12 protein-coding genes and 1 other RNA gene are annotated in these 17,137 nt (G+C 66.8%); 3 read left to right on the top strand and 10 right to left on the bottom strand.

Annotated features, from left to right (window positions below):
• Window positions 1-26 precede the first annotated feature (26 nt).
• Both carB and carA read right to left on the bottom strand, forming a co-directional pair.
• Window positions 27-3,257: a carbamoyl-phosphate synthase large subunit gene (carB, locus tag O4H32_RS05540; RefSeq protein WP_269357446.1), complete on the bottom strand. Its 3,231-nt coding sequence runs from the start codon at window positions 3,255-3,257 to the stop codon at window positions 27-29.
• Window positions 3,258-3,273: 16 nt separating this feature from the next.
• Window positions 3,274-4,449, bottom strand: coding sequence for a glutamine-hydrolyzing carbamoyl-phosphate synthase small subunit (gene carA, locus O4H32_RS05535; RefSeq protein WP_407932617.1), 1,176 nt, complete (start codon window positions 4,447-4,449; stop codon window positions 3,274-3,276).
• Between the two features lie 181 nt (window positions 4,450-4,630).
• Here carA and tal point away from each other — a divergent pair, with 181 nt between their 5' ends.
• Complete coding sequence (tal, locus tag O4H32_RS05530) at window positions 4,631-5,575, top strand: transaldolase (RefSeq protein ID WP_269357442.1); 945 nt, start codon at window positions 4,631-4,633, stop codon at window positions 5,573-5,575.
• A gap of 18 nt (window positions 5,576-5,593) precedes the next feature.
• Here tal and O4H32_RS05525 read toward each other — a convergent pair whose 3' ends face one another.
• The 7 genes from O4H32_RS05525 to ffs all read right to left on the bottom strand — a co-directional run bounded on the left by O4H32_RS05525 (window position 5,594) and on the right by ffs (window position 11,571).
• A complete protein-coding gene (locus O4H32_RS05525; RefSeq protein WP_269357440.1) occupies window positions 5,594-6,382 on the bottom strand; it encodes an ABC transporter permease in 789 nt (262 codons plus the stop codon).
• Window positions 6,383-6,440: 58 nt separating this feature from the next.
• Complete coding sequence (locus tag O4H32_RS05520) at window positions 6,441-7,277, bottom strand: ABC transporter ATP-binding protein (RefSeq protein ID WP_269357438.1); 837 nt, start codon at window positions 7,275-7,277, stop codon at window positions 6,441-6,443.
• Entirely contained in the window at window positions 7,270-8,322 is a 1,053-nt protein-coding gene (locus O4H32_RS05515; protein ID WP_269357436.1) for an ABC transporter substrate-binding protein, read from the bottom strand. Before O4H32_RS05515 ends, O4H32_RS05520 begins: the two co-directional genes overlap by 8 nt.
• Before the next feature lie 97 nt (window positions 8,323-8,419).
• Window positions 8,420-9,028: a recombination mediator RecR gene (gene recR, locus O4H32_RS05510; protein WP_269357434.1), complete on the bottom strand. Its 609-nt coding sequence runs from the start codon at window positions 9,026-9,028 to the stop codon at window positions 8,420-8,422.
• 14 nt (window positions 9,029-9,042) lie between these two features.
• Window positions 9,043-9,369: a YbaB/EbfC family nucleoid-associated protein gene (locus O4H32_RS05505; protein ID WP_269357432.1), complete on the bottom strand. Its 327-nt coding sequence runs from the start codon at window positions 9,367-9,369 to the stop codon at window positions 9,043-9,045.
• A gap of 40 nt (window positions 9,370-9,409) precedes the next feature.
• Window positions 9,410-11,449: a DNA polymerase III subunit gamma/tau gene (gene dnaX / locus O4H32_RS05500; RefSeq protein WP_269357430.1), complete on the bottom strand. Its 2,040-nt coding sequence runs from the start codon at window positions 11,447-11,449 to the stop codon at window positions 9,410-9,412.
• 24 nt (window positions 11,450-11,473) lie between these two features.
• Window positions 11,474-11,571: signal recognition particle sRNA small type (ffs, locus tag O4H32_RS05495), an RNA gene on the bottom strand.
• A gap of 148 nt (window positions 11,572-11,719) precedes the next feature.
• Between ffs and O4H32_RS05490 the strand changes: the two genes are divergently transcribed.
• Both O4H32_RS05490 and O4H32_RS05485 read left to right on the top strand, forming a co-directional pair.
• The gene (locus O4H32_RS05490) at window positions 11,720-13,042 is read left to right on the top strand and encodes a solute carrier family 23 protein (RefSeq protein WP_269357428.1); all 1,323 of its coding nucleotides are present in this window, start codon (window positions 11,720-11,722) and stop codon (window positions 13,040-13,042) included.
• Window positions 13,043-13,220: 178 nt separating this feature from the next.
• Window positions 13,221-13,859 carry a hypothetical protein gene (locus tag O4H32_RS05485; RefSeq protein ID WP_269357426.1) on the top strand — a complete coding sequence of 213 codons (639 nt, stop codon included), beginning with the start codon at window positions 13,221-13,223 and terminating at the stop codon, window positions 13,857-13,859.
• 60 nt (window positions 13,860-13,919) lie between these two features.
• Here the strand turns inward: O4H32_RS05485 and O4H32_RS05480 are convergent, their stop codons facing one another.
• The gene (locus O4H32_RS05480) at window positions 13,920-16,796 is read right to left on the bottom strand and encodes an HD domain-containing phosphohydrolase (protein ID WP_269357424.1); all 2,877 of its coding nucleotides are present in this window, start codon (window positions 16,794-16,796) and stop codon (window positions 13,920-13,922) included.
• Between the last annotated feature and the right edge of the window lie 341 nt (window positions 16,797-17,137).

The following is a 17,137-nucleotide window of genomic DNA, read 5'->3' as shown; positions in this document are numbered from 1 at the left end:
CGGCCCGGGGCCTGCGCATCGGCCGCTCAGGCCGCGTGCATGGCCTGCAGCGAATAGACCTTCAGTCCGTCACCGTGGCGCAGGTACTGCAAGCCCTCGACGGCGGCGCGCGCACCCGCGATGGTGGTGAAGAACGTCACGCGGTTGGTCAGTGATTGCGTGCGGATCGTGCGCGAATCGGCGATGGCGTTGCGACGTTCCTCGACCGTGTTGATGACCAGGGCGATCTCGCCGTTCTTGATCATGTCGAGAATGTTCGGGCGGCCTTCGGTGACCTTGTTGACGACCTGGACCGCCAGGCCGGCGGCCTCGATCACGGCGGCCGTGCCGCGCGTGGCGATCAGCTGGAAGCCCATCGCGGCCAGGCCTCGGGCGACTTCCACGGCGCGAGGCTTGTCCTGGTCGCGCACGCTGATGAACACGCGACCGGATTCGGGCAGCCAGGCGCCCGCGGCGATCTGGGATTTGACGAACGCCTCGCCGAAGGTCTCGCCCACGCCCATGACTTCGCCGGTGGACTTCATTTCGGGTCCCAGAATGGTGTCCACGCCGGGGAATTTGACGAAGGGGAACACGGCCTCCTTGACGCAATAGCGGGTCGGCGCCGGGATCGAGGCGATTCCCTGGGCGGCCAGCGAACGGCCGGCCATGACGCGCGCGGCGATCTTGGCCAGTTGCCGGCCGGTGGCCTTGGACACGTAGGGCACGGTGCGCGAGGCGCGGGGATTGACTTCGAGCACGTAGACGTCGCCGTCCTGGATGGCGAACTGCACGTTCATCAGGCCCTTGACGTTCAGGGCGCGGGCCATCAGGGCCGTCTGGCGTTCGATCTCGGCCACGATCTCCGGGGGCAGCGAGTAGGGCGGCAGGCTGCAGGCGGAATCGCCCGAGTGCACACCGGCCTGCTCGATGTGTTCCATCACGCCGCCGATGATGACCTGTTCGCCGTCGGCCAGGCAGTCCACGTCGACTTCGGTGGCGTTGTTCAGGAAGTGATCGAGCAGCACCGGGGAATCATTGCTGACCTTGACGGCCTCGCGCATGTAGCGCTCCAGATCCTGGGGCTCGTGCACGATTTCCATGGCGCGCCCGCCCAGCACGTAGCTGGGGCGCACCACCAGGGGATACCCGATTTCGCCCGCCAGGGCCAGGGCCTCGCTTTCGGTGCGGGCGGTGCGGTTGGCCGGCTGGCGCAGGCCCAGCTTGGTCAGCAGTTTCTGGAAGCGTTCGCGGTCCTCGGCCACGTCGATGGAGTCGGGGCTGGTGCCGATGATGGGCACGCCGTTGGCTTCCAGGGCGCGGGCCAGTTTCAGCGGGGTCTGGCCGCCGTACTGGACGATGACGCCGGCCGGGTTTTCCTTGTGGACGATTTCCAGCACATCCTCGAGCGTCAGCGGTTCGAAGTACAGGCGGTCGGAGGTGTCGTAGTCGGTGGAGACGGTTTCGGGATTGCAGTTGACCATGATGGTCTCGAAGCCGTCCTCGCGCAGGGCCAGGGCCGCGTGCACGCAGCAGTAGTCGAACTCGATCCCCTGGCCGATCCGGTTGGGGCCGCCGCCCAGGACGATGATCTTTTTGCGGTCGGTCGGCGCGGCCTCGTCCTCGTCCTCGTAGGTCGAATACATATAGGCCGTGGTGGTGGCGAATTCGGCCGCGCAGGTGTCGACGCGCTTGTATACCGGGCGCACGTTCATCTGGTGGCGCAGCTTGCGGACCTCGGCTTCGGTGGTGTCCAGCAGGAACGCCAGGCGGCGGTCGGAGAAGCCGCGCCGCTTGAGTTCACGCATGGTGCCGTCGTCCAGTTCGGACAGGGTGCGCTGTTCGAGCGCCAGCTCGATGTCGACGATTTCCTTGATCTGCGCCAGGAACCAGGGGTCGATCTTCGTCAGGTTGTGGACTTCCTCCAGGGAGAAGCCCTGGGCGAAGGCATCACCCACGTACCAGATGCGTTCCGGGCCGGGCTCGCCGAGTTCGATCTGCAGGCGCTCGCGGTCGGTGGTCTTCTGGTTCAAGCCGTCGACGCCGACTTCCAGACCGCGCAGGGCTTTCTGGAAGGACTCCTGGAAGGTGCGGCCGATGGCCATGACCTCGCCCACCGCCTTCATCTGGGTCGTCAGGCGGGAATCGGCCTGGGGGAATTTCTCGAAGGCGAAGCGCGGGACCTTGGTGACTACGTAGTCGATGGTCGGTTCGAACGAGGCCGGCGTGGCGCCGCCGGTGATTTCGTTGCGCAGTTCGTCCAGCGTGTAGCCCACGGCCAGGCGGGCCGCGACTTTTGCGATGGGGAAGCCCGTGGCCTTGGACGCCAGCGCGGAGGAGCGCGACACGCGCGGGTTCATTTCGATGACGATCATGCGGCCGTTGGCCGGATTGACCGCGAACTGCACGTTCGAGCCGCCCGTGTCCACGCCGATTTCGCGCAGCACCGCGATCGACGCGTCGCGCATGATCTGGTATTCCTTGTCGGTCAGCGTCTGCGCGGGCGCGACGGTGATCGAATCGCCGGTGTGCACGCCCATGGGGTCCAGGTTTTCGATGGCGCACACGATGATGCAGTTGTCGGCGCTGTCGCGCACGACTTCCATCTCGAATTCCTTCCAGCCCAGCAGCGACTCCTCGATCAGGAGCTCGTTGGTCGGGGAGGCTTCCAGGCCGCGGCGGCAGATGGTCTCGAATTCCTCGGCGTTGTAGGCGATGCCGCCGCCCGTGCCGCCCAGCGTGAAGCTGGGGCGGATGACCGCGGGGAAGCCGGACGTGCCCAGTTCGGCCGCGATGCGTTTCTGCACGGCCCAGGCCTCGTCCATGCTGTGGGCGATGCCGGACTTGGCCGACTCCAGGCCGATGGACGTCATCGCGTCCTTGAATTTGAGGCGGTCTTCGGCCTTTTCGATGGCGTGGGCGTTGGCGCCGATCAGTTCCACGCCGTGCTTGGCCAGCACGCCGTGTCGGTCCAGGTCGAGCGCGCAGTTCAGCGCGGTCTGGCCGCCCATGGTGGGCAGGACGGCGTCGGGTTTTTCGACCTCGATGATCTTTTCCAGGGCCTGCCAGGTGATGGGCTCGATGTAGGTGACGTCGGCCGTTTCCGGGTCCGTCATGATGGTGGCCGGGTTGCTGTTGACCAGGATGGTGCGGAACCCGTCGGCCTTCAGGGCCTTGCAGGCCTGGGCGCCGGAATAGTCGAATTCGCAGGCCTGGCCGATGATGATCGGGCCGGCCCCGATGATGAGGATGCTGTGGATGTCTGAACGCTTGGGCATGGGAGGCGGGATCTTTTTACTTGGACGACCGGGCTTTGTGCTGCGCCATCAGGTCGATGAATTTGTCGAACAGCACCAGGATGTCGTGCGGGCCGGGACTGGCTTCGGGGTGGCCCTGGAAGCAGAAGGCCGGCCGGTCGGTCAGCTCGAAGCCCTGCAGCGTGCCGTCGAACAGCGACACGTGCGTGATGCGGGCGTTGGCCGGCAGGCTGTCGCCGTCCACGGTGAAGCCGTGGTTCTGGCTGGTGATGAACACCCGGCCGGTGTCCAGGTCCTGCACCGGGTGGTTGGCGCCGTGGTGGCCGGTCTTCATCTTGACCGTGCGCCCGCCCAGCGTCAGGCCCAGGACCTGCTGGCCCAGGCAGATGCCGAACAGGGGGATGCCGCGATCCAGCACGGCGCGGCAGGTCTCGGCGGCATAATCGCAGGCCCCGGGGTCGCCGGGGCCGTTGGACAGGAAGACCCCGTCGGGCGACTGGGCCAGGACGTCGGCCACCGGCGTGAGCGCCGGCACCAGGGTGATGCGGCAGCCGCGGTCGGCCAGCAGTCGCAGGATGTTGGACTTGATGCCGTAGTCATAGGCGACGACGTGGTATTGCGACTGCGCCTGGTCCTGGCGGCTGTAGCCGCGTCCCAGCCGCCAGGTGCCCTGTACCCAGTCGCCGGGCTGCTTGGTGGAGACTTCCAGGGCCAGGTCCTGGCCTTCCATGCCGCCGAAGCCGCGCGCCAGTTCGACGGCGCGGTCGGCATCCTCGCCCACCAGGATGCAGGCGCCCTGGGCGCCGCGTTCGCGCAGGATCCGGGTCAGCTTGCGGGTGTCCACGCCCGAGATCGCCACGATGCCCTGGGACTTCAGGTAGTCGGGCAGCGACTGGGTGGCGCGGAAATTGGACATCAGCGCCGGGCAGTCGCGCACCACCAGGCCGGCGGCGTGCACCCGCCCGGACTCGACGTCCTCGGGGTTGACGCCGGTGTTGCCGATGTGGGGATAGGTCAGGGTGACGATCTGGCCGCTGTAGCTGGGATCGGTGAGGATCTCCTGGTAGCCGGTCATGGAGGTATTGAAGACGATTTCGGCCACGCTGGTCCCGTCGGCGCCGATCGAGACGCCCCTGAATACGGTACCGTCAGCCAAGGCGAGAATTGCTGGTGCGAGTCCTGCGGACCCCTCGGGAAAGATTGACGGCAGCAAAATGGAACCCCGGTTATAAAGTCGATATTCAAACCTTCCTATTATACAACCGGACCAGGGCGGCTCCCAGGGACCGCATCCGGGGCGCCGCGGATGTCGCGGCGGCCGGACGCCCGCCCCCATCGGGAAATGGTCTACAGTAAGGCTTTCGCAACCCTGCATTCACTGGATCACCGCCCTCATGAGCAATCAACTGGACGCCCTGCGCACGCTGACGACCGTCGTGGCCGACACCGGGGATTTCGAAACCATGCGGGCCTACCGGCCGACCGACGCCACCACGAACCCCTCGTTGATCCTCAAGGCCGTGGGCCAGGCGGCCTACCGGCCCCTGCTGGACCGGGTGCTGCGCGATCACCCCGCCGCCCCGCTGGCCGAGCAGGTCGATCGCCTGCTGGTGGCCTTCGGTCGCGAAATCCTGGCCATCGTGCCCGGCCGCGTGTCGACCGAAGTCGATGCCCGCCTGTCCTTCGACACCCAGGCCAGCATCGAGCGCGCCCGGCAGATCATCGCCCTGTACGAAGCGGATGGCATTCCGCGCGAGCGCGTCCTGATCAAGCTGGCCTCGACCTGGGAGGGCATCCAGGCCGCCCGTATCCTCGAAGCGGAAGGCATCCACTGCAACTTGACGCTGCTGTTCTCCCTGACCCAGGCCATCGCCTGCGCCCAGGCTAAAGTGACGCTCATTTCGCCCTTCGTGGGCCGTATCTACGACTGGTACAAAAAAGCGGCGGGCGCCGATTGGGACGAGACGGCGAACGCCGGGTCCGACGACCCGGGCGTGCGGTCCGTGGCGCGCATCTATCGCTATTTCAAGGCTTATGACATCCCCACCCAGGTGATGGGGGCCAGCTTCCGCAACGTCGGCCAGATCCGCGCATTGGCGGGCTGCGATCTGTTGACGATCAGCCCCGCGCTGCTGGGCGAACTGGCGGCTTCGGATGCGCCCCTGGAACCCCGGCTGTCCGTCGCCGCCGCCAAGGCGGACGCGCCGGAATGGGTCGCCAGCAACGAGGTCGTCTTCCGCACGCATCTGAACGAGGATGCCATGGCGACGGAAAAGCTGGCCGAGGGCATCCGCATTTTCACGGCCGATGCGATCAAACTCGACGCGCTGTTGGAATGACCCCGTGCAGGACGGATTTCAGGTCTTGCCTGATTCCCCGGGACCGGGCTGCCAGACCAGCAGGCGGCGCTCCACCAGCGACACGACCCCGTCCAGCAACAGCGCGAACACGGTCAGCACGACGATGCCGGCGAACACGGTGTTCACGTCCAGCGTGCCTTCGGCCTGCAGGATCAGGTAGCCGACCCCGGCCGCGGAACCCAGGTATTCGCCCACCACCGCACCGACGAAGGCCAGCCCCACGGACGTATGCAGGCTGGAAAATACCCAGCTGGTGGCCGAGGGGATATAGACGTGACGCAGCAGCTGCCGGCGTCCGGCCCCCAGCATGCGGGCATTGTCCAGCAGGGTCGGGCTGACCTCGCGCACTCCCCGGTAGACGTTGAAGAAGACGATGAAAAACACGAGCGTCACGGCCAGGGCGACCTTGGACCAGATGCCCAGGCCGAACCACATGCCGAAAATCGGGGCCAGGATGACACGGGGCATGGAGTTGGCCGCCGTGACGTAGGGCTCGAGCAGGGCGCTGGCGCCGCGCGACAGGCCCAGCCAAAGGCCGAAGCCCAGCCCGCCAATCGTCCCGATGACGAAGGCCAGCACGGTTTCTGACAGGGTGATCCACAGGTGGCGGTAGATCCCGGCGTCGGTGACGAACCAGGCCCAGACGACCTGGGCGACTTCCAGAGGCCGGCCGAAGAAGAACGCCACGTTGCGGTTCAGCGAGGCCCAGTGCCAGACCAGCAGGATGGCGGCCAGCAACGCCAGTTGCAGGCCGCGCAGCACGGGTTTGGTCAGATCGGATTTCATCGTCGCGGGTGCTCCGGTGAGTGGCTCGGATCGGAGGATGGGGGGCGGAGGACGGCCATCAGGCGCGGCGCTGCCGTTCGTAGCCCTTCAGCACTTCGTCGCGCAGCACCGCCCAGATGGCCTGGTGCAGTTCGACGAAGCGGGGCTGCATGCGCACTTCGGCCACGTCGCGCGGCCGGGGAATGTCGATGACGAACTCCCCGATCGGGCGGGTTTCCGGCCCCGCCGACAGCACCACCACGCGGTCGCTCATGGCGATGGCCTCGTCCAGATCGTGGGTGATGAACAGCACGGCCTTGCGCCGGTCCATCCACAGGTCCAGCACCTCGTTTTCCATCAACTGACGGGTCTGGATGTCCAGGGCCGAGAACGGCTCGTCCATCAGGATGATGTCGGGATCGCGGATCAGGGTCTGGGCCAGCATGACGCGCTTGCGCATGCCGCCCGACATCTGGTGCGGGTAGCGGTTCTCGAAACCGCCCAGCCCGACCCGGCGCAGCCACTTGCGGCTGCGTTCGGCGGTCTCGGCGGCGGGCGTTCCGGCGAATTCCAGCCCGGCGGCGACGTTGGCCTGGGCGTTGCGCCAGGGCATCAGCGCCTCGCCCTGGAACATGTAGCCCGCCCGCGCGTTGACGCCATGCAGCGGCTGGCCGAACACCCGGACCTGACCGGACGTGGGGCGCAGCAGCCCCGCCGCCATGTTCAACAGGGTGGACTTGCCGCAGCCCGTGGGGCCCACGACCGAGACGAATTCGCCGGGCGCCACCTCCAGGGTGGCGCCGCGCATGGCCGTGTAGGGCGAGCCGTCGGGCGAGTTGAAGGTGCAGGTGACCTGATCCAGCAGCAGGGCGGGATGGTCCGCCCCGGCCCCGGATCGGCGCTCGCGCTCAGGCATGGGGATATTTCTGGTTGGCCTTGGCGGCGAACTGGTTGGTCCAGATGCGGGAAATGTCGATGGCCGTGCGGTCGAAGTTCGGCACGAACCCGGCCAGCGCATTGAGCGCCGTCTGCGGGCCGTCTTCGGGCACCAGCCCATCGGGCGACAATCCTTCGCGGTTGCCCTTGAGCGCCAGCTTGTACAGGTCCGGATCGCCCAGCAGATAGGATTGCGGCACCAGCTTGGCGATGTCGTCGACGGACGAGGCCCGGATCCATTTGTCGGCCCGGACCATGGCGTTGGCCAGTGCCTGGGTGGTGTTGGGATTCGCGTCGATGAAGGCCTGGGCGGTGTACAGGCAGCCCGACGGCATGTTGCCGCCGAAGATCTTCTGCGCGTCTTGCAGTGTGCGGGTGTCCGCGATCAGATGAAGGGCGTCTTCCTTGACCAGGGTGCTGATCACCGGGTCCAGGTTGGCGATGGCGTCGATCTGGCCGGAACGCAGGGCCGTGACCGCCCCGGCGCCCGCGCCCACGCCGATGAAGGACACGTCGGTGGGCTTGAGTCCGTGCTGCGCCAGGAAGAAACTGACCATCATGTTGGTCGATGATCCCGGCGCCGTGACGCCGACTTTTTTGCCCTTCAGGTCGGCGGGGGTCTTGTAATCGGCCATGGTCTTTTTCGAGACGCCCAGCACGATCATGGGCGCCCGCCCCTGCAGGACGAAGCAGCGATAGTACTGGCCCTTGGACTGCAGGTTGATGGTGTGCTCGAATGCGCCGGACACCACGTCGGCGCTGCCGCCCACCACGGCCTGCAGGGCCTTCGATCCGCCCGCGAAATCGGCGATGGTGACGTCCAGGCCCTCGTCCTTGAAATAACCCTTCAGGTGCGCGACCGACAACGGCAGATAGTAGATCAGCGGCTGGCCGCCGACGGCGATGGTCAGGGCCTTTTTTTCGGGCATGCTGGCCGCGTCCTGCGCGAAGGACAGTCCGGGCACAGCGCCCAGCAGTCCCGTGGCGCCGGCGGTCTTGAGCAGTTCACGGCGTGAAATCGGCATGATGGCTTGTCTCCCTGTGGGTGATGCTGCTTTTCAAGGTCCGATGATAACGCAGCGGAGCATCCGGGCCTACGGGGCTCCCGGGCAGGGGGGGCGGTCAGCCGGGGCGGCGTTCCATCAGGGCCCAGGCGATCGTGCCGGCATCGACGTATTCCAGTTCGCTTCCGCTGGGCACGCCGCGCGCCAGACGGGTGACCTTGACGCCGCATTCATGCAGCATCTCGGCCAGATAATAGGCCGTGGTCTCGCCCTCGGCGGTGAAATTGGTGGCCAGAATGACTTCCACGACCCTGCCGTCCCGGACCCGGTCCCGCAGCGGGGCGAACCGGACCTGGTCCGGCCCCACGCCCTCCAGGGGCGCCAGCCGGCCCATCAGCACGTAGTAAAGGCCCTGGTACCCGTGGCTGGCCTCGATCATGTTCTGGTCGGCGGGCGTCTCGACGACGCACAGCACGGACGGATCCCGGTCCGGGTTCTCGCAGGTGGCGCACACCGGTGTCTGGGAAAAGGAGTTGCAGCGTTCACAATGGCACAGGCCGCCGACCGCGTCGCGCAGCGCATCGCCCAGGCGCAACGCGCCATCCGGGTCGTGTTGCAGCAGATGATAGGCCATGCGCCTGGCGGTGCGTACACCTACGCCCGGCAGCCCCCGCAAGGCATCGATCAGGATACGCAGAGGTTCCGGTTCGGGCAGTCCGGTGGCCATCGGGCCTGATTCCGTCAGAACGGCAGTTTCATGCCGGGCGGCAGGGACAGGCCGGACGTCACGGCGGACATCTTTTCCTGGGCGGTGGCCTCGGCCTTGCGCTGGGCGTCGTTGAAGGCCGCCGCGACCAGATCCTCGATCATGTCGCGGTCATCGTCGAACAGCGACGGATCGATGGCGACGCGCTTGACGTCGTACTTGCAGCTCATGGTGACCTTGACCAGGCCGCCGCCCGCCGCGCCCTCGACCGTCAGGTCGGCCAGGGCGTCCTGGGCCTTTTTCATGTTTTCCTGCATTTGCTGGGCCTGGCGCATCAGCCCGGCGATCTGACCTTTCATCATGGCGGTGTCCTGGTTCGGTGGATTCAAGCAAAAGCTGGGACTATAACGCAGGCGGGCGGACCGAGCCCGGGACGACGCGGGCGGCGAAGCGCTGCGCCAGCGTGCGGACCAGTTCGTCCTGTTCGGCGGCCTGCTCGGCGGCCTGCTGGCGCCGGCCGCGCTCGGCCTGGTCGATGGCATGGGCCGTGTCGTCGCCTGTCGCGCCGTATTCGACCTCCAGTCGTACGACACGGCCGAAATATTCGGACAGGACCGTGCGCAGCCGGTCGTGGCCGCCGCCGTCCGCATAGGTGTGGATGGCCACCCGCAGGCGGATCTGGTGATCGTCCCCCGACAGCCATTCGCTGTTCATCGCCAGTGCCCGGGCGGCGCCGCCGACCGGCAGGCCGGCCGCCACCGCCGGCCAGGCCTGGGCCGTCATCCGGCCGGGATCGGGGGGGGCGGGCCGGGCCGCGGGCGGCTCGGCGGCCAGACCGGCGATCGCTCCGGCCGCGTCGGGATCCATCCCCAGGTCATCCAGGGACGCGGCGACGTCGAAGGCGCCGGCCAGATCGGCGGGCACGGCATCCGTCCAGTCGTCCGACGCGGCCGCGGCTTCGTCGGGGGGGGCGGGCGGCGCCGGATCGGGGTCCGGGATCGGGTCGCGGTCGGGCGCGGGCGCGGGATCGGGATCGGGCGTCGGGGCGGGGGGGCGGGGAGGGACGGTCTGCCGGTGCGGAGGTTCGGCGGCCGAAAGCGCGGGCGCCTCGGCGGGCCGGACCGTTTCGGGCGCGGCCGCTCCCGTCGCCGGCGGGTCGTCGGGCGTGGATTCCCAGGCGGGCGGCTCGGCGTGCGGAGCGGCTGCCTCGGCCGGGGGCCGTGACGCGGACGCGACCGCCGGGGGCGGTGCCGCAGTGACAGTCGCCGCGGTCTCGACGGCCGTGGGCGCCGCCGCCACGGCGGAGGCGTCGGACGGCCGTGCGATGGGCGGCGACCCCATGGATACGGGTGGTACGCGGCCTTCCGGCAACAGGGCCAGCATGCGCAGGCAGGCCATGACGAAGCCCGCCTGTTCGTCGGGCGCCAGGGCGAGTTCCTGGCGGCTGTGGACGGCCACGGCGTAGAACAGCTGCACGTCGTCCGGTGTCAGGGCGCCCGCCAGGGCGGTGATGTCCTCCGCCTGGGGGTCGTCGGCCTGGGCGTGGCCCAGGCGTTGGGCGATGGCCACCCGTGAAAGCAGCAGGGCCAGATCCCCCAGCGCCGACTGGAACGACAGGCCGCGCACGGCCAGGTCGTCGGCCACGGCCAGGATGCCGGGCGTGTCCGCGGCCGCCAGGGCGCGCAGCAGGTCGAGCAGGTGGCGCTGGTCCAGGGTGCCGAGCATTTCGCCGACGGCGGCGGCGGTCAGGTCGCCCGCCGAAAAAGAGATGGCCTGATCCGTCAGGGACAGGGCGTCGCGCATCGACCCCGCCGCCGCCTGGGCGATCAGTCGCAGCCCCTGGGGATCCGCCGGCACGGATTCCTGTGCCAGGATGTCCCGGAGGTGGTCGACGATGGCGGGCACCGTCATCTGTTTCAGATTGAATTGCAGGCAGCGCGACAGCACCGTGACCGGGATTTTCTGCGGATCGGTGGTCGCGAGAATGAATTTGACGTGTTCGGGCGGCTCTTCCAGCGTCTTCAGCATGGCGTTGAACGCATGCCCGGTCAGCATGTGGACTTCGTCGATCATGTAGACCTTGAAGCGGCCGGACGACGGCGCGTAGACCGCCTGTTCCAGCAACTGGGTCATTTCGTCGACGCCCCGGTTGGAGGCGGCGTCGAGTTCGATGTAATCCACATAGCGGCCCGCGTCGATTTCCGTGCAGGCCTGGCAATGGCCGCACGGGGTGGCGGTGACGCCCTGGGCGCAATTCAGGGATTTGGCGAGGATGCGTGACAGGGTGGTCTTGCCCACGCCGCGCGTGCCGGTGAACAGCCAGGCGTGGTGCAGCCGACCGGACGACAGCGCATGGGTCAGGGCACGCACCACGTGATCCTGGCCAATCAGCGTATCGAATGAACGGGGGCGCCATTTGCGCGCCAAGACGAGATAGCTCATAGGCCGCCCTGGAGGGGGAAAAGGAAAGGCGAGCCTGACTTCGGCACTGGTTCCGCGCGGCTGTGGCTGCTTCGTTCCCGACCTGACCAGGTTCACCGCCGAACCATGCGAAGGGGCCCGCCTTTTCAATTTTAACAGTGTGTCGGCCGCCTGTCGCGCCGCCCCGACCGGCCGGTCTTGCCGGCGCGCAAGAGGCCGCCTTACACTTGCGACGAAATTTCACTCTTCCACCATCCTCTTCAGGGCGGTCCCCACGGCCGTGCTCCCTTCATGAAAACTTCCTATTTTCCGCAGTGGCGCCGTGTTTCCGGCACCGCCGATGGCGCCGTCGTCCAGCCCGACGAAACCATGGCGTGGCCGCAGACCGTGGCCATGGGCGCCCAGCACGTGGTGGCCATGTTCGGCTCGACCATTCTGGCGCCGCTCATCATGGGCTTCGATCCCAACACGGCCATCCTCATGTCGGGGGTGGGCACCCTGATCTTTTTCCTGTTCGTCGGCGGCCGGGTGCCCAGTTACCTGGGTTCGAGTTTCGCCTTCATCGGCGGCGTGATCGCGGTCAGCGGCTATTCGGGCAGCGGGCCGAACCCGAACATGGGGGTGGCGCTGGGCGCCATCGTCGTCTGCGGCCTGATCTATACCGGCATCGGCCTGTTGACCATGGTGCTCAATGCCCGGCAGGGCGGAGGCGCCGACTGGATCGACCATTGGATGCCGCCCGTGGTCACCGGCGCCGTCGTGGCCGTGATCGGGCTGAACCTGGCGCCGATCGCGGCCAAGGGCGCGATGGGCGGTTCGTTGTTCGAGTCCTCCATGGCCCTCATGACGGTCTTGTGCGTCGGTGGCGTGGCTGTCTATACGCGCGGGCTGGTGCAGCGATTGCTGATCCTGGTGGGCCTGCTCGCCGCCTGCGTGTGCTATGTGATCCTGGCCAACGGCCTGGGGCTGGGCAAACCGATCGATTTTTCCACCATCGCCGCCGCGCCCTGGCTGGGGTTGCCCACATTGACGGCGCCGGTCTTCGAGGCCCACGCCATCAGCGTGATCGCGCCGGTGGCCGTCATTCTGGTTGCCGAGAATCTGGGCCACATCAAGGCGGTCGGCGCCATGACGGGACGGAACCTGGATCGCTACCTGGGCCGCGCCTTCATGGGCGACGGGGTGGCGACGATGGTGTCCGGGGCGCTGGGCGGCACCGGCGTGACCACTTATGCGGAAAACATCGGCGTGATGACCGCGACGAAAATCTATTCCACGCTGGTGTTCGTGGTGGCCGCCCTGGTCGCCCTGGTGCTGGGCTTCTCGCCCAAGTTCGGCGCGGTTATCCAGGCCATCCCCGCGCCTGTGCTGGGCGGCATGTCGGTCGTGGTGTTCGGACTGATCGCCATTGCCGGCGCACGTATCTGGGTGGCCAACCAGGTCGACTTCAGCGACAACCGCAATCTGATCGTCGCCGCCGTGACGCTGATCCTGGGTGCGGGCAATTTTTCCATTGCCATCGGCAGCTTCAAGCTCGACGGCATCGGCACCGCGACGTTCGGCGCCATCCTGCTGCATGCGCTGCTGCGCGGCCGGCGCCGGGCGCAGGCGTGATCTTCCCGCGCCCGGGGTCCGGCGCGCCGGACCCCGGGATTGGAAACGGTTGCGGATTCCGTGCATGAAGTATGGAACCACGGGTTTCTGAATGGTTACTTAAAGGGCAAGAGGCCTTGGGGCGGTGATGGAAACCGTCCGGCCCGGACCCTTATATGTAACTTGTGAGAAAACAGAAATGACTGCCATCAGTGCCGTGAGTTCCTACCTTTCCTGGGGCGCCCAGACCCCCACCAGCGCGCCGGCCGCCGAGCGCGCCGCGCAGCCCCGTGGCGACCAGCAGGTCCGGGAAAGCTACAACGTGAAAATCAGCGAGGCCTACCAGGAGTTCAAGACGAAGTTCCAGGAATTCCATGACCGGGAACAGTGTTTTGGCGAAGATCTGGCGCGGGAAGCCTATGAGGCGCGCAGCAAGATCAAGGAAGAGCATCAGGAGCAGACTTCGTACCTGGGGCGCGCGGCGATCTGGCTGCGCAACATGGTGACTTATGGCGGCGGCAATGCCTCGTACGAAGGCCTGAGCAAGACCAAGAATCCCGAGGAAATCGCTTATTCCGCGTTCAAGACCGGCGGCGGCGACCTGGGCCTGCAGAATAACGGCTTTGGCGACAAGCTCGACGTCTGGAAGGCCATCAAGGACGTCTCGACGCTGTATCCGGAAGACATCACGGACTCGATGGTCGCTGTCTACAAGGCGCAGGAACCCGGCAAGGTGGATACCGATGCGATCCTGGCGGCGCGTGACGTCACCAGCGCGTCCAACCGGTTCATGGATCTGCTCGAACCCCGGAAAAACACCATCAACACCCACGCCTGATCCATCCGGCGTTCATCCGGCCCGTGGGGCGTCGCGCATGGCGATGCCCCACGGGTTTTTTCATGCGCCGGCGGCGATGCGCGCCAGCGCCTCGATATCCACCGTGTCGAATTGTTCCGCTTTCATGAAGTCGCGTGCGTAGTCCATCCAGACGGGACTGCGCAGAAAGTACAAGTACAACTGGGTGTCGAGATGCCCGTCCTTGCACATGAACGCCATGATGCGCAGTGATTCGGACAGTGTCTTGGCCGGCTTGTAGGGCCGGTCGGCGGCCGTCAGCGCTTCGAAGACGTCGACCAGGGCCATGACGCGTTCGGTGAGCTGGAGTTTTTCGCCGGGGATGCGGCGAGGATAGCCGGTGCCGTCCATTCTTTCATGGTGGTTGGAGGCGATGTCGGGCACCCGCGCGAGATGGCGCGGCCAGGGGAGTTGATTCAGCATGGTCAGGGTCTGCACCATGTGATCGTTGATCGCGAAACGGTCTTCTTCCGTCAGGGTGCCGCGGCGAATGGTGAGATTGTGCAATTCGCCGGCATTCTGCCGGCATGCCGGCAGCTTCATGTCGAAACCGAGCGTATTGCGTGGATCATCGCGTTCCACCGCCGGCCTGCGCGCTTCGTCCCAGGGCACGATATGTTCGGGCTTGTCGGCCAGCAGTTGCTCTATCGCCGGCAGTTCGGGGGGGTGGGGTCGACGGAGCGTCAGCTTGTGCAGTTCGGCCGCGGACAGGCCGAGACTGTCGTCGAAATGGCGCAGCCAGGTCGTCTGCGCGATCCGGCGCAGGCGCTCGATCGCCTCGTCCGGGAGAAATTCCCCGCCGATATTGCACTGGGCGATGAACCGGAAATCCTCTTGCAACTGCGCGCGTCGCGCATCCAGGTCGGCGTCGGCGCGGTCGGCGTCTTCCCCCGTGAGCCTGGCCCGCAGGTGGCCGATCTCGGCATCGCGCCACAGCACTTCGAAACGCATGCGGATTTCATGGATCCGGTTGTGGATGACTTCCAGTTTCGTGGCCTTGTCGATGATGTGTTCGGGGCTGGTGACCTTGCCGCAGTCATGCAGCCAGGCCGCGAGGCGGAATTCGTAGCGCTCGTCCTCGCTGAGCGAGAAGTCGGCATACGGGCCGCTGGTCTCCGCCGCGATCTGATCGGCCAGCATGATGGCCAGCCGGGGTACGCGTTCGCAATGACCGCCCGTGTAGGGGCTTTTTGCATCGATGGCGTCGGCCAGGACGCGGATGAAGGCATCCAGCAGCGCTTTCTGGGCCTGGGCGAACTGGCGCGCCTCGATGGCCATGGCCAGCATGCCGGTCAATTGGTGGGCGAACGAGAGGAATTCGGGCGACGCGTGATCGGGATCCCGTTCGTGCGTCAGCACAAGCAGTCCTTCGAGATGGCCGCGGCGGCTGCGCAGTTCGAACGTGGTCCGCTCGAGAGCGCCGCCGGCGCCGTGGCCGGATTCCGTATCCGGCGCTGGCCAGTGGCCCGGCCATGCGCCGCTTTCCGATGCGCTGTCCACATCGCTGAATGTGGCGGCCAGTGACGGAGCGCCCCCTTCTGTTTCCGAGAGATACACCGCGCCGTCCGAACAGCGCGTGGCCTTGACGAGTTTTTCCAGCACTTGGTCGAGCATGGCTTCGATGCTCGGTTCCGTGCCCATGATCCGGCTGATTTCCAGGAATGCCTTGACCGTGCCGCCGATGTGATCCATGACGAGGTCGAGTTCACCGACCTCGCGCAGGCGCGTGGGCCGGGATCCGGGGCGGATGAAGTTGAACAAGGACATTTTCCTGGCCCGTTCCGCCAGGCGTTCCAGCGCCTGCCCCACGGCGCCGCCTGTGCGCCACCCGAGGGGCAGGAGCAGCAGGATCAGTGCGGATGACATGAGGACCATGAACGTCCGGTTGCGCGACAGGTTGCCGAGCAATTCATCCGTGGGCGCGGTCGACAGCAATTGCAGGTCGAGCCCCTGGATGCCATCGAAAGGGAGCGCGGTTCCCAGCCAGTCCTCGCCGCCGGCCTCATACGAAATGATCGGGTCGTCCGGGACCGTTTGCCGCAGGCGGGACAGCGCCTTGACGTCCAGATCGCTCAGAGAGGGCAGCCTTGGCGTGCCGTCGGACGAGACAGCGGGCGGCGGCATCGTGCCGCTGTAGGCGAGGATCGATCCGTCCCGGGTGACCAGGGCCAGCTCGCCGCTGGGGGTCAGCCGCAGGCTGGCGAGTCCTTTGCCCAGATCCGCCAGGGTGATGTCCGCGCCGACGATAGTTTGTCCCGATAGGGCGCGTTGGGACAGGGTGATCCCGACCTGGCCGGTCGTGAAGAAGACGTAGGGGCCGGAAGTGACGGTTCCTTCGCTTGCGGCCGCCTGGGCGTACCAGGGGCGAGTGCGGGGATCGAACGCGGCTTCATGCTGGAACCTTTGCGTCACCAGGGCGTGTTGCGCATCGTAGAAGTACAGGTGAGTGCGTGTCGAGCCGTCTTCGAGCCGCGTCATGATGCTGACGAGGTAGTCGGCCTGGGGCGGCGCCTGGAAGAACTGCCGGGTTTTCTGATCCCGCAGCGGCCTCAGCGACATGAAATCCCCGGATCCGTGTCCGACATAAAGTGCGGAGACCAGCGGATTGGCCGTCAGGGCCGCCGTCAGCGTGGAGCGCAACGCCAGGTTCTCGCCGTCCTGCGTGGTCTGGATGAGGGGGTTGAAGGCGAGCGCATGCAGCATGGCCTCGCCGGGGGCGATGATCCGGCGCGTCCGCTCGGCGGTCAGCTGACTGGCGTTGAGCGCGGTGATGTGCGCCATGTCCAGGAAAGCCTGCTTGGAGCCGAACCAGCTCAGCGAGATCAGCATGATGGCGACGAGCGACATGGCGACGACCGTGGTCCCGGCGATGATGTATCGGATGGGCCAGGCGCGTGTGAAGCAGGGGAAATGTGGCATGAGAGTCGGTCGTCTTGTTTGGCTGTGAGTCACAGCGGCAGCCCGAACGTTCCATGGCGTGTCGCCGGTTTGCCGGACGGCGCCGATGTCGCGTCGCATCCCGCGGCCGGGGCTTGCTTTTTCCGTCCGGATTGACCACAATACCTCGCAAGCACCCCGGTTCAGGCCGGGGTTTTTCACGGGCGAGCCGGCAGGCCACCTGGTCGGGATGCGGGTGGCGCCATCGCCACAGACATTCCCCTAAGCCCAGTCGGGCGCGCATGACCAGGCAGCCCCCAGCGGGCCGGAACCACCACATTTCGCCCATCTTCTTTCGTTGTCAGGCGCCCCGCGCATGGGGC

The organism is Castellaniella denitrificans, from assembly GCF_027214045.1.
GTDB classification, from domain to species: Bacteria; Pseudomonadota; Gammaproteobacteria; order Burkholderiales; family Burkholderiaceae_B; genus Castellaniella; species Castellaniella denitrificans_A.
This window is presented reverse-complemented; position numbering and strand designations above follow the sequence as displayed.